We start from the raw sequence: 13,228 nt of genomic DNA, 5'->3' as shown, positions 1-13,228 counted from the left end.
GCCCGCAAGGTAGCTAACCACATTGGTATCAATCCGATAAAGGGGGAGCTAGCCCGCAAATAACTAACGGCGGCGACCCGAGTCGGGTCGCCGCCGTCAGTTGCGTTTCGTTCAGCGCGGTTTAGGTACCGGTGCCGGCCGCGGGAGCGGTCGCCGGGGTGGCCGGACCGGCCCCCGGGGTCGCACCCAGGGTCGACTGCAGGTCACCCTTCATCGCGTTGAGCTGCTGGCCCCAGTACTCCCAGCTGTGGGTGCCGTTGGCGTCGAAGTTGAACACCGCGTTGTGACCACCGGCGCCCGTGTAGGCCTCCTGGAACTTCAGGTTGCTGGTCCGCACGAAGCCCTCCAGGAACTTGGCGGGCAGGTTGTTGCCACCGAGGTCCGACGGCTTGCCGTCACCGCAGTACACCCAGAGGCGGGTGTTGTTGGCGACCAGCTTGCCCACCTGGAGCGACGGGTCGTTGCGCTGCCAAGCCGGGTCTTCCTTCGGACCCCACATGTCGGAGGCCTTGTAGCCACCGGCGTCACCCATCGCCAGACCGATCAGCGAGGGACCCATCGCCTGGGACGGGTCGAGCAGCGCCGAGAGCGAACCGGCGTAGATGAACTGCTCCGGGTGGTAGGCCGCCAGAATCAGAGCCGACGAGCCGGCCATCGACAGACCCACCGCGGCGCTGCCGGTCGGCTTGACCTGCTTGTTGGCCGCGAGGTACGCGGGCAGCTCGCTGGTCAGGAAGGTCTCCCACTTGTAGGTGGTGCAACCGGCCTTACCGCAGGCCGGGTTGTACCAGTCGCTGTAGAAGCTGGACTGGCCACCGACCGGCATGACCACGGCGAGACCCGACTGCAGGTACCACTCGAACGCCGGGGTGTTGATGTCCCAGCCGTTGAAGTCGTCCTGGGCGCGCATGCCGTCGAGCAGGTACAGCGCCGGGGCGTTGGCTCCACCACTTTGGAACTGGACCTTGATGTTGCGGCCCATCGCCGCCGACGGCACCTGAAGGTATTCCACCGGCAGGCCCGGCCGCGAGAACGCACTCGCGGTCGCCGAGCCGCCGACGAAGCCGACCAGACCCGACAGCAGGGCCGCACCAACGGCTCCCACCATGAGTCGGCGCGGCATACCCGTCACGGCGCCGCGAAACTTGTCAACAAGCTTCATCCTTGCTTCCTCATCCTCATCCTTGTGGGCACGCCTTTACGCATCACTGTGCTTGGGGCGCGTCCCGAATTGGGTCAGACTGCACGCACGCGGCGCTGCAGTGCTCATGTAGTCAACCACACCTTGAGCCCCCGGCTCTCCTCCGGGACGTCGTCAGCGGCCTTATTTGACGGTGATGCACGGCGATCTGCGACTCTCAAAGGCCGTCCGGGAACGTCGTTTCCGCATGTGCCCAACGTCGGGTGCACGCTGGTGACGGCTTAGATGTGATGTTGCTGTCAGTCTCGCCCCCGGCCAACCAACCGCAAATTCTGGGACGGTCTGAAAAAAATTTCTGTACCGCCCCTATTCGTGTGGCGGTGTGGGCGGCAGCCGCGGCACTTCGAGGCCACATCTGACCAGTTCGTACAACGGCACCCGGTCGATGCGGTACTGCGTGAATTCGTAGGCATGCAGGAAGTTGGAGACGAACCGGCGCAGGCTCATCGGCGCCCGCACCGAGTTGAGCACCGACTGCGTCGCGGGGCACTGCAAGGCCGCCTCGGCCTCGGCCACCCATTGCCTATCCAGGTAAGCCGGAATGCCTGGCGGCCACTTCACCCAAGGTCCGTCGGCCACCACCCAGTCCGGGAACAGGTTCTTGTCGTGACCGATTCGGCCGTGCTTGAGCCGCTCGGTGTGTGCGGCCAACGGGTTTGCCAGCCCGATCTGGTCGATCACCCGCACGTCCAGTCCGACGTTCATGCCCACCATGCCCAGGTTGGTGAAAAACACTGTGTGTTGCGGCTTTTGGTCGGCCGGGATGCCGGGCGCACTGCCCGGCGGGATCATCGGCACCAGATCCCACCGGGTGTAGTTGCCCGACGGCAGCAGCAGGGCACCGTCCGGGGTGTTGTTCAGGGCCACCAGCACCGCGGCCATGCGCGGGTAGTCGAGGTAGTCGGCGGCGGTCAGCGGATGCGCCCGGCCGGTGGCCTGGGCGTAGAAACGCCGCTCGTCGACGATGCCGGAGTAGGTGACGTGGGTGGCGTCGTCGCCCAGTCCGGGCGAGTTTGCCGCCCATAGCGACCAACCGGCGACCGCCAGCCACAGCACGCTGACCACGCCGGCCAGCCAGTAGCCGGTCTCGCGCGAGAAGTCCTTGCCGTCCGGGATGAGCACCGGGATGACGGCCACCGGTGCCAGCAAACAGAACAGCGGCGTCAGCAAGACCCTGCCGTGCATGAAGTCGCCGCCTTGGCGGATCCAGTAGAGCCCCTGCAGCACGCCGCTGAGCACCATCCAGATCACTACCGCGGTCGGGCTCTGCACCGACCGGGCAACCCGGCCGTACCCGGGCGCGAGTGTGGGACGCATGAACGAGGGCCGCCGCCGTGCCACCATCAGCAGGATGCCCAGCGGCACCAGCAGCACCACCGGGATCCACAGCGCGTAAGGCCGGTTGAAGTTCGCGAGGTAGATCAGGCCTTGTGCCCACTTGTCGCCGGCGGCGTCCTTGGCCAACGCGGTGCTCGGCACCAACAGCCCGTAGTAGCCCATCCGGAAGATCTGGTAGGCAACCGGCAGCAGGCCGCCGGCCAGCACTATCAGCCCGCGGCGCCGCCAACTGCGCGCCGCAATCATCAACATGATCAACGCGGCGCCGCCGATCAGCGCCAGTTCGGGCCGCACCAGCACGCTGCAGCCGGCGACGAAGGCCAGCGCACAGATAAACCAGCGGTTCTCGGGACGGACCCGCAGCGGCTGCGCCCAGCAAACCATCATCCACCACAGCAAGCCCAGGTAGGCCATCACCAGACTGCTTTCGAGGCCTGACGTCGCGAAGTCGCGCGCCGGGGGTACCGCGATGTAGACCAGCGCCCCCGCGGGCAGCATGATCGCCCGACGGCCCCGCAGGCTCGGCGCGTACAGGCGTCCCGTCCCCAACATCAATAGCACCGCACCCAGCACCGACAACGTCAACGCCACGGCGAGGGCGACGTACTCCAGCCGCAGCGGCCCGCCCACCCAGCTGCAGACGTAGAGCAGATAGGTCCAGACGGTCGAGGTATTGGCCTCGACCCGCTCGCCCGCGTTGAACACCGGGCCGTTGCCGGCCAACAGGTTTCGCACCGTGCGCAGCACGATCAGCCCGTCGTCGGCGATCCAGCGGCGCTGCCAGGCACCCCAGCCGAACAGCACGGCAACCACCGCCACACTGATCCACAGGCTCACCCGGACCGTGACGTCATAGGGGAACACCGGCCACTTGACCCGGCGGACCGCAGGCCGGCGGGCCGCAATCTGCAGGGCCCCGATCTGCAGCGCTTTGAGTCGTTGGCTAGCCGAAAGCAACAGCAGCACCCACTGTTGCGATCCACGCCAGCGCCAGCAGTTGCAGCACGCGGTCGCGCAGCGCGATGTCCTCGGGCTCCCCCGCCAGCCCACCGTCGACGTCGACGGCGTAGCGCAGGATCGCGATGGTGAACGGGATCATCGACACCGCGAACCACGAGCCGGAGTAGCGGTCGCGCTCAAATGCCCACAGTCCGTAGCACATCACCACCGCGGCGGCCGACAGCGTCCAGACGAACCGCAGGTAGGTGCTGGTGTAGCTCTCCAACGATTTGCGGATCTGGGCGCCGGTCCGCTCGGCCAGTTGCAGCTCGGCGTAACGCTTGCCGGCCACCATGAACAGCGAGCCGAATGCTGCGGTCAGCAAGAACCATTGGGACAGTGGAATATCGGTGGCCGCGCCGCCCGCAATGGCGCGGATCAGGTACGCCGAGGACACAATGCAGATGTCGATGACGGCTTGGTGCTTGAGGCCGAAGCAGTAGCCGAGCTGCATAACCAGGTAGACGGCCATCACCACCGCCAGATTCGGTGTCAACCACCAGGACAGGGCCAGCGACACCGCAGCGAGTACCGCCGCCAGCGTGTAGGCCAGCCACTCCGGCACCACACCGGCAGCAATCGGCCGGAACCTCTTGGTGGGATGTCCCCGGTCGGCTTCGACGTCGCGCACGTCATTGACCAGGTACACCGCCGACGCCGCCAGGCTGAACACCACGAAGGCCACCCCGACTTTGACGGCCATATCGACGTAGTCGTATCGGACTCCGCGCCCGGCCGCGGCCAGGGGGGCGGCCAGCACCAGCACGTTCTTCACCCATTGCCGGGGACGCATCGCCTTGATGACCCCGGTCACCAGGTTCCCCGGCGGGCCGGTCACGCCAGCAGGTTGCCGGGCTTGCCGGTCGGCCACATCGTCGGTCATCGCACCCACCTCTTTCGGGCCGCGTCATCCACCCGGATGGCAGCTGCGGCAACGGAAGCACCCAGCGCCGCGCCGGCGGCAACGTCGCTGGGATAGTGCACGCCCAGCAGTATCCGGGACAGTGCCATTGGCGGCACCAACGCCACCGGCAGCGGCAGGCCGGTCACCCTGCCCAGCAAGATCGCCGCCGCCGTCGTCGACGTGGCATGCGCCGAGGGAAAGCTGAGTTTGCTCGGGGTCCCGACGTTGACCTGGACGGCCGGATGGTGCGGGCGTTTGCGTCGCACCACTCGCTTGACCACGACGGCCGCGGCGTGCGCCGCGAAGGCGCCCGCGCCGGCCAGCAGCCAGTCCCGGCGCCGGCGCGGGTCGAGGACTGCCCCGAGTAGTGCAACGGCCAGCCAGCCGATGCTGTGCTCACCGAAGTGCGACATCGCACGAGTAATTTGCAGTGCCCCCGGGCGGTGTGCCAGCGCCGTCTGGACGGCCACCATCGCGGCAACTTCGCCGCGCGGCGGCTCGGCCGGTTCAACCATGGCGCGAAGCGCCTGCAACGTCGGCCGAGCCGTTGATCGGCAGCACCATCTCCCACTTTTGTTTGCTGGCCAGCACGGGCTGTGCGCCGCGGTAGACCCGCCGCATCTCGTCGAAGCGGCGGCTCAGCTGGCGCTGGCGGCGCACGGACTGCAACAGCAGCGAGAACATCTTGGCCCGGTCGCGTTGCCGGTAGACCACACCGCAGCCGTCGGCCGTGGTGACGGTGACACCGTCGACAGTGCACAGCCGGAACCAACGCGCGTCCTGGGTCGGCACGTTGAATTCGGGGCGTTGATGGTGGGCCGGATCGGCGGCCTTCAGGTTGTGCAGGATCCCGCGAGCCAGTCGGTAGCCGATCGTCACCGGGTTCACCGGCGGCTTCATCACCGTGTTCTTGTGCAGCGGCGCCGGCAACTCGCTGGCCGCCGGCAACACCACCGCATCCGGGTAGTTGGTGCGCATTTGGCGCACCTCCGGCAGCGCGGATTCCAGGATGGAGAAAATGTGCTCCGGGCCGGCCAGGAAGTCGTCGATGGCGCGGTTCTGGATCTCGACTGTCGAATACTCAAGGCAGGCAAGGTGTTTCAGTGTGGCCTTGAGGTGGCTGCGGACCAGTCCGGCGACGTCACCGTCCCAGTGCAGCGCGGCGACCACCAACCGGTTGCGCAGATGGAAGTAGGCCTGCCAGTCGATGGCGTCGTCCTTGTCGCTCCAGGCCATGTGCCAAATCGCGGCGCCGGGCAGCGTGACGGTCGGATAGCCGTGCTCTGCGGCCCGCAACCCGTAGTCGGCGTCGTCCCATTTGATGAACAGGGGCAGCGGCTGCCCGAGCTCCTCGGCGACCTGCCGCGGGATCATGCACGTCCACCAGCCGTTGTAGTCGACGTCGATGCGCCGGTGCAGCAGCTTGCTCTTGTCCTCGTTGTCGTTGAGCGGGTACTCGGCGAAGTCGTGGTCGTACTCGGCGTGTGGCGCCGCCGTCCACATGAAGTTCGACCGGTCCACCACCTCACCCATGATGTGCAGGTGCGAAGGCTCCTGCAGGTTGAGCATCTGGCCGCCCACCAACATCGGCGACTTGGCGAACCGGCTCATCGCCAGCACCCGCAGGATCGAGTCGGGCTCGATGCGGATGTCGTCGTCCATGAACAGAATCTGTTGGCAGTCGGTGTTTTTCAGCGCTTCGTACATCACCCGGCTGTAACCGCCGGAACCACCCAGGTTGGGCTGGTCGTGAATGGACAGTCGGCTGCCGAGTCGCTGAGTCGCGTCCGCGAAGTCGGGGTGGTCGCGTACCTTGCGGGTGCCCTGGTCGGGCACGATCACTGCGCCGATCACCTCGTCGACCAGCGGATCGACGGTGAGTTCGCGCAACGCGTTGACACAGTCCGACGGGCGGTTGAAGGTCGGGATTCCGACGGCGATATTGGCGGTGCCGGGCACCGGCATCGGGGCATACCAGCCGCCGCTGAGCAGGGTGACCTCGGTGTCGGTGGTGATGTCGAACCAGATCCAGCCGCCGTCCTCGAACGGCAGCAGACCCACTTCGATTTCCAGCACTTGCGGCTTGGCTTCGGTGCCGTCGAACTCGCGACCCTCGATGAAGATCCGCGCGCCGGTGGCCTTGGTGCGGTAGAGGTCGACGCGACCGCTCCCGAGGAGTTCGACGCGCAGCACCACCGAGGGGCAGATCGACCAGCGTCGCCAGTAGCTGGCTGGGAACGCGTTGAAGTAGGTCGCGAACGAAACCTCGGACTCGGTGCCGATCTGCAGCGACGTGCGGGTGGTCGCATGTGCGCGCCGCGCGTTGGTGGTCGACTCCTCCAGGTAGAGCTTGCGCACGTCGAGGGGTTCGCCGGGCCGCGGCAGGATGATCCGCGACAGCAGGCTGACTGCCGTCATTTCGCGTCCGCTTCGGTCAGCGGGGCGCCGTCGCGCAGGTGCGGCGCGAGGACGTTGTCGTACATGCTCAAAGCGCTGGCAATGGCCATATGCATATCCAGATATTGGTAGGTGCCCAAGCGCCCGCCGAACAGAACTTTCGCCGTCGCGGTCTCGGACTTCGCCCTGGCCCGGTAGGCGGCCAACAGGGCGCGGTCGGCCTCGGTATTGATCGGATAGTAGGGCTCGTCGTCGTCTTCGGCGAACCTGGAGTACTCCCGCATGATGACCGTCTTGTCCGACGGGTAGTCCCGCTCCGGGTGAAAGTGGCGAAACTCGTGAATGCGGGTGTAAGGGACGTCTGGGTCGTTGTAGTTCATCACCGGGGTGCCTTGAAAGTCCCCGCAATCGCCGAGCACTTCCAGCTCGAAGTCCAGGGTGCGCCAGCCGAGTCGGCCCTCGACGTAGTCGAAGTAGCGGTCCAGCGGCCCGGTGTACACGACGGGGGCATCGGGATTGTCCTGACGCAGTGAGTCGCGGACGTCGAACCAGTCCGTGTCCAGCCTGACTTCGATCCGATCGTCGGCGGCCATGTTCTGCAACCAAGCGGTGTAGCCGTCGACGGGCAGACCCTCGTAGGTGTCGCTGAAATAGCGGTTGTCGAAGGTGTAGCGGACCGGCAACCGGGTGATGTTGGCGGCGGGAAGTTCCTTAGGGTCGGTCTGCCACTGCTTGGCGGTGTAGCCCTTCACGAACGCCTCGTACAGCGGCCGGCCGATCAGCGAGATGGCCTTCTCTTCCAGGTTCTGCGCGTCGGCGGTGGCGATTTCGGACGCCTGTTCGGAAATCAGCGCTCGCGCCTCACTAGGAGTGAAGTACCGGCCGAAGAACTGCGAGACCAGCCCGAGTCCCATGGGGAACTGATAGGCCTGCCCGTTGTGCATCGCGAACACCCGATGCTGGTAGCCAGTGAAGTCGGTGAACTGCCGCACGTAGTCCCACACCCGCTTGTTGGAGGTGTGGAAAAGGTGCGCGCCGTACTTGTGGACTTCGATTCCGGTCTGCGACTCGGCTTCGGAGTAGGCGTTGCCACCGATATGCGGGCGCCGGTCGACAACGAGAACCCGCTTGTCGAGTTGGGTAGCCACGCGCTCAGCAATCGTCAGGCCGAAAAATCCGGAGCCGACGACATAGAGGTCATAACGTGCGGTCATCGGTTGCCTAGGGTATCTGACCGGGCGGGCAAATCCCGATTTGGCGGCTCGCGCAAGCCGGGGTTTTCCCAGGTGCCAGGACGAGATTCGCGCTACTTCCGTCGAACGTCACACCTGTGAACCACTCCCCTTACGATTCGATATCGCCACACCAGTCACATCATTCCCACTCGTACCATCGGTGCTGTGGGTCTACGACCCGACTCCACATAATCCAGATTGAGGAGCCTCCCGTGCCGAACCGACGCCGACGCAAGCTCTCGAAGACCATGAGCGCGGTCGCCGCCCTGGCCGTGGCAAGTCCGTGCGCTTACTTTCTTGTTTACGAATCGACCGCTGACGCCAAGCCGGTGGAACACCACGAGTTCAAACGGGCTGCCAGCATTAGCGACCTGCCGAACGAGCTGATTTCGGCGTTGTCACAGGGGCTCTCGCAGTTCGGCGTGAACATTCCGCCGGTACCCGCGTTGGGTGGTACCAGCAGCGGCTTGGGCACTACCGGCCTGGGAACCAGTCCCGGGTTGGCGAGCCCGGGCTTGGGAACCTCCGGTCTGGGGACGAGCCCGGGGCTCACCGCGCCGCTTACTCCCACTTCACCTGGCTCGCTTGCTCTGCCGGGCACCACGCTGCCGTCGCCGACGGCGGGCACCGGCGCGGGCGTCAACCCTGCCCTGACCAACCCGGGGCTGACCAGCCCCACTGGAGTGGCGCCAGGATTGACCAGTCCGTCGGCCCTGAGCCCGGCCACCGGCACGGGCGAGATTCCGATCACCACACCGGTTGGATTGGACCCGGGCGCGGACGGCACCTACCCGATCCTCGGTGACACCTCCGGCCTCGGTGGCCTCGGGGGCGGCACCGGCCTGTCTCCGGTCGCGCCGGTCGGCACCGGCGGTGGCAGCGGCGGTGGCGGCCTGGTCAACGACCTGATGCAGGCGGCTAACCAACTGGGCGCCAGCCAGGCCATCGACCTGCTCAAGGGCCTGATCATGCCGGCGATCATGCAAGGTGTGCAGGGCGGCGGTCCGGCGGCCGCCGGCGCTACCCCGGCCCTGCCCGGCGCGGCCGCCGTGCCAGGAGCGGTAGCGGGCATCCCCGCCGCTGCAGGGGCGATCCCCGGTGCGGCCGCCGCGATCCCAGGCGCAGCTGCGGCGATACCAGGAGCGGCTGCTGCTATTCCGGGCGCAGCTGCGGCGATACCAGGCGCAACGGCAGCGATACCAGGCGCAGCCGCGGCCGCGGTTCCTGCCGCGGTGCCGGCTTCGGTGCCGGCCATTCCGGAGGCACCCGCCGTACCGGAGGCGCCGCCCGTCTAGACGGCCCGCCTAAGGAACCAACGAGCCTGTCACCAGACGGCACCGCAGAGTCCCTGGACCGGGTCCCGCCACCCGAGCCAACATCCTCTGCGGTGTCGTCGACAGGTTTTCGGCCCCGAGGCCGTGTCGCCTCACAAGAAACAATAGACACACACGTAACATCGCCTCGTGTCCCGTAGCCGCGCGCCGACGATGTTGCTCACCGCAGCGTTGGCTACGGTCGTCATCGTCGCGTGGGTACTGATCCGCCCCGGTGGCGACGCCCACCCCGCGTCGCCTGCCCGTGACACCCAACTCGCCGAGCAGCCACTGATCGGCCTGGGCGGCGGTGTGACGGTGCGTGAACTCACCCAGGCCACACCATTTTCCCTGGTGGCGCTGACTGGCGATCTCACGGGCAGTTCGGCCCGGGTCCGCGCCAAGCGGCCAGACGGGTCGTGGGGGTCCTGGTATCAGGTCGAGTATCAAACCGCGGCGCCCGCCGGATCTGTCGGGGATCCGCGCAGTACCGATCCCGTGTTCGTCGGCACCACCACCGCCGTGCAAATCGCCGTCACGCGCCCGGCGGACGCTCCCGTCACGCAGGCACCGCCCACGCCGGCGATCAAAGGCGACCTGGGATACCGTCCGGCCACCAAGGAACAGCCGTTCGGTCAGACCATCAACGCGATTTTGATCTCACCGCCCCGCGCGCCAGCGGAGACACACTGGAACCCGCCGACCGGCGCCGTCATGCCGGGCCAAGCCCCGCAGATCATCAGCCGAGCGGAATGGGGCGCCGACGAATCACTAAGGTGCGGTAGCCCGCAATTCGACCGGGGCGTACGCGCCGCGGTAGTCCATCACACCGCTGGGAGCAACGACTATTCGCCGCTGGAATCGGCGGGGATCGTCAAGGCGATCTACACCTATCACAGCAAGACGCTGGGCTGGTGCGACATTGCGTACAACGCGCTAGTCGACAAGTACGGCCAAGTGTTCGAGGGCAGCGCGGGCGGCCTGACCAAGGCTGTAGAAGCCTTCCACACGGGCGGATTCAACCGCGAGACATGGGGTGTGGCCATGCTGGGCAATTTCGATGACGTCGCACCCACCCCGATCCAGATCCGCACGGTGGGGCGACTCCTGGGATGGCGCCTGGGCATGGCCGAGGTCGACCCCCGGGGCATGGTGGAGCTGGAGTCGGCCGGCAGTTCTTACACCACGTATCCCGCTGGTGTGATCGCGAAGTTGCCGACCATCTTCACCCACCGCGACGTGGGGAACACCGACTGCCCCGGAAATGCCGCGTACGCCTTGATGGACGAGATCCGCGATATTGCAGCCCATTTCAACGATCCGCCGGAGGAGCTGATCAAGGCGCTCGAGGGCGGCGCGATCTATGCGCACTGGCAGGCGATCGGCGGGATGAACAGCGTGCTGGGTGCGCCGACGTCGCCGGAGTTGGACGCCGAAGGCGGCGCCCGCTACGCGACGTTCGCCAAGGGTGCGATGTATTGGTCCGAGGCCACCGGCGTGCAGCCGGTCACCGGAGCCCTCTACGACGCCTGGGCGGCGCAAAGCTACGAACGTGGCCCGCTCGGGTTGCCGACCAGCGCGGAGATCCAAGAGCCGCTGTATATTTCGCAGAACTTCGTGCACGGGACATTAAACTTCGAGCGGCTCACCGGCAACATCAACATGGTGTTGGACGGCATCAGAACGCCGCTGTCGACGGCGCCTCCGACCGGCCCGAACGTACCGCCCGAACACTTCTCGATGCCGGCGCATCCGCCCAACTAGTCTGCTTGGGTGCCCGAGACACCATATTTGCGGATCGATCTCGATCGGGTGCGTCAGAACTTCCGGTCACTGCGATCCGCGCTGCCCGACGCGCAGATTCGCTACGCCGTCAAAGCGAACCCGGCTCAACCGATCCTGGGTCTGCTGGCGTCCGAGGGCGCGGCGTTCGACGTCGCCTCGCTCGGCGAGGTACAGGCCTGCCTTCGTGCCGGAATCGACGGGACACAGCTGGCATTCGGCAACACGATCAAGAAACCGGCGGCGATCGCCGCAGCGTATGCGCACGGCGTGCGTTCGTTCGCCTTCGACACCGAAGCCGAGCTGATTGCGCTGGCCGAGCGTGCGCCCGGTTCGAGCGTCGAATGCCGGATCGCACCGCCGGTTCCGCCGTCCGTGACGCCGTTCGGTCACAAGTTCGGATGCGCACCGCAGGAAGCGGCGGGGTTGGTGCACCGCGCACGGTCACTCGGGCTCGTTTCGGACACGCTGTGCTTTCACGTCGGCTCGCAGCAACTCGATCCCAGCGCGTGGGATCTCGGCATTCGTGCTGCCGCAACGATTTTCGGATCCATGGTCGGCTTGACGACGATCAATATTGGCGGCGGCTTACCCCTGCCATACGCCGGCGATGCACCGGCAGCAGAGGTGGTTTTCGACACCGTCATGTCGGCACTGTCCCGCTATTTCGGTTCTGACACACCAGCATTGGTGGTTGAGCCGGGGCGGCTGATCGTCGGCTCGGCTGGCACCATCGGGTGTGAGGTCGTCTCGGTACGCACCGGAACTGACTGCCGGCGCTGGGTCTACCTCGACATCGGTCGCTACGGCGGGCTGGCGGAAACCGAGAATGAGTACATCCGGTATCGGTTACGGACGGGGCGCGACGGCGATCCCGTTGCCGAGGCCGTCGTCGCCGGCCCGACGTGCGACGGAGACGACGTGCTCTACCAGAGTTATCCGCTGCCCGTCACGTTGCAACCCGGCGACAGCGTGGAGATCTCCGACGCCGGCGCGTACACCGCGAGCTATGCATCAGTGGACTTCAATGGATTCGCGCCGCTGCCAACGTATTTCACTCCTGCTGTGGGCGAGAGTCGAATTATTGTCGAACCGTTGGCGCCGGGGCTCACGCGCCACTGGATGCTCTCGGAGGTGCTCTGCGACGTCCGGACCGAATACCAGCAGCTGGTTATCGGTCGCACGGAGCAGGGCATCGCGTTGTTCAGCGATGGCGAGCGCCAAAGCACCGAGTTCAGCCAGCTGGTCTACCATGAGGCGCTATTGGTGCCGGCCCTGTTGCTGGCCGCCCGGATCGAGCGGGTGCTCGTCATCGGCTCCGGCGAAGGAGTGGTGAGCCAACTGGCGGTGGCGGCCGGGGCGAGGCACGTCGACCACGTCGATATCGATCGCGACGCGGTGCGCTTGTGCGCTATGCATCTGCCCTACGGCTACTCGACAGACGAATTGCTCAGGGCCGAACAGGGACTCGGTCCCGTCACCGTGCACTACCAGGACGGCTGGGACTTCGTCGACCGGTGCAGCGAACCTTACGACATCGTGGTGATCGATCTGCCCGACGAGCGCGTCGAGTCTGCGCAACACAACCGTCTCTACGGCAGCAGGTTTCTGGCACGGTGCCGTGACATCGGCCGGGTGGTCGTCGACCAGGCCGGCTGCCCGACACTCTGGCGCAACGACACCCTGCGCGCGTCATGGCGACGATTCCACGAAACCTTCGACACGGTCGTGTATTTCGGCAGCGACGAACACGAGTGGGCGTTCCTGTGCGGTTTGTCAGACCACGTTGCTGACCCGGTGGCCCTCATGTCGGACCGGTTGAGCACACTGCCCTACCGACCGCGCACCATCGACGCTGCCACGCTGGTGGCCGGTACGGTTCCCCCGAAGACGTTGCGCGGCTAGGGCACATCATCGTCGGCCTCGGCGGTCAACCGCCGCTCCGGATGATGCATGCAGTTGACGCGTGGGCGACCGTATTCGAGCTGTTCGGGCGGTATCCATTCGGTTTGGCCGTGGGCGTTTCTGCGGGTGATGTATTTGCGTAGCTCGACCAGGC

The 13,228-nt window shown here is 66.3% G+C and carries 9 protein-coding genes; 3 read left to right on the top strand and 6 right to left on the bottom strand.

Features of this window, described 5'->3' with window-relative positions; translation table 11 throughout:
• Positions 1 to 121 precede the first annotated feature (121 nt).
• From ag85A to glf, 6 genes are all read right to left on the bottom strand, one after another.
• On the bottom strand, positions 122 to 1,162 hold the full coding sequence (ag85A, locus tag A5634_RS04065; RefSeq protein ID WP_065142802.1) for a diacylglycerol acyltransferase/mycolyltransferase Ag85A: 1,041 nt from the start codon (positions 1,160 to 1,162) through the stop codon (positions 122 to 124).
• A 345-nt stretch (positions 1,163 to 1,507) separates the two neighbouring features.
• On the bottom strand, positions 1,508 to 3,505 hold the full coding sequence (aftB, locus tag A5634_RS04060) for a terminal beta-(1->2)-arabinofuranosyltransferase (protein WP_216638710.1): 1,998 nt from the start codon (positions 3,503 to 3,505) through the stop codon (positions 1,508 to 1,510).
• Positions 3,483 to 4,421: a decaprenyl-phosphate phosphoribosyltransferase gene (locus tag A5634_RS04055; RefSeq protein WP_065142811.1), complete on the bottom strand. Its 939-nt coding sequence runs from the start codon at positions 4,419 to 4,421 to the stop codon at positions 3,483 to 3,485. Before A5634_RS04055 ends, aftB begins: the two co-directional genes overlap by 23 nt.
• The gene (locus A5634_RS04050; protein ID WP_065142801.1) at positions 4,418 to 4,957 is read right to left on the bottom strand and encodes a phosphatase PAP2 family protein; all 540 of its coding nucleotides are present in this window, start codon (positions 4,955 to 4,957) and stop codon (positions 4,418 to 4,420) included. The genes A5634_RS04055 and A5634_RS04050 overlap by 4 nt, the downstream gene beginning before the upstream one ends.
• Entirely contained in the window at positions 4,950 to 6,860 is a 1,911-nt protein-coding gene (locus tag A5634_RS04045) for a glycosyltransferase (RefSeq protein ID WP_065142800.1), read from the bottom strand. Before A5634_RS04045 ends, A5634_RS04050 begins: the two co-directional genes overlap by 8 nt.
• Positions 6,857 to 8,053 (bottom strand): UDP-galactopyranose mutase, encoded by a 1,197-nt coding sequence (gene glf, locus A5634_RS04040; protein ID WP_065142799.1) that lies wholly within the window; start codon positions 8,051 to 8,053, stop codon positions 6,857 to 6,859. The genes A5634_RS04045 and glf overlap by 4 nt, the downstream gene beginning before the upstream one ends.
• Before the next feature lie 233 nt (positions 8,054 to 8,286).
• On the opposite strand from glf, the gene A5634_RS04035 reads away from it, so the two are divergent.
• From A5634_RS04035 to A5634_RS29175, 3 genes are all read left to right on the top strand, one after another.
• Positions 8,287 to 9,369, top strand: a complete 1,083-nt coding sequence (locus A5634_RS04035; protein WP_253861474.1) for a hypothetical protein — start codon at positions 8,287 to 8,289, stop codon at positions 9,367 to 9,369.
• A 192-nt stretch (positions 9,370 to 9,561) separates the two neighbouring features.
• Positions 9,562 to 11,151 carry an LGFP repeat-containing protein gene (locus A5634_RS04030; RefSeq protein WP_065142797.1) on the top strand — a complete coding sequence of 530 codons (1,590 nt, stop codon included), beginning with the start codon at positions 9,562 to 9,564 and terminating at the stop codon, positions 11,149 to 11,151.
• A 9-nt stretch (positions 11,152 to 11,160) separates the two neighbouring features.
• Entirely contained in the window at positions 11,161 to 13,074 is a 1,914-nt protein-coding gene (locus tag A5634_RS29175; RefSeq protein ID WP_065142796.1) for an alanine racemase, read from the top strand.
• Positions 13,075 to 13,228 lie beyond the last annotated feature (154 nt).

Origin of the sequence: Mycobacterium asiaticum (assembly GCF_001673365.1) — a bacterium.
In the GTDB taxonomy this organism is placed as follows: Bacteria; Actinomycetota; Actinomycetes; order Mycobacteriales; family Mycobacteriaceae; genus Mycobacterium; species Mycobacterium asiaticum_A.
Note: the sequence above shows the minus strand (reverse complement) of the source record. Positions and strands in the feature narration are given on the sequence as shown.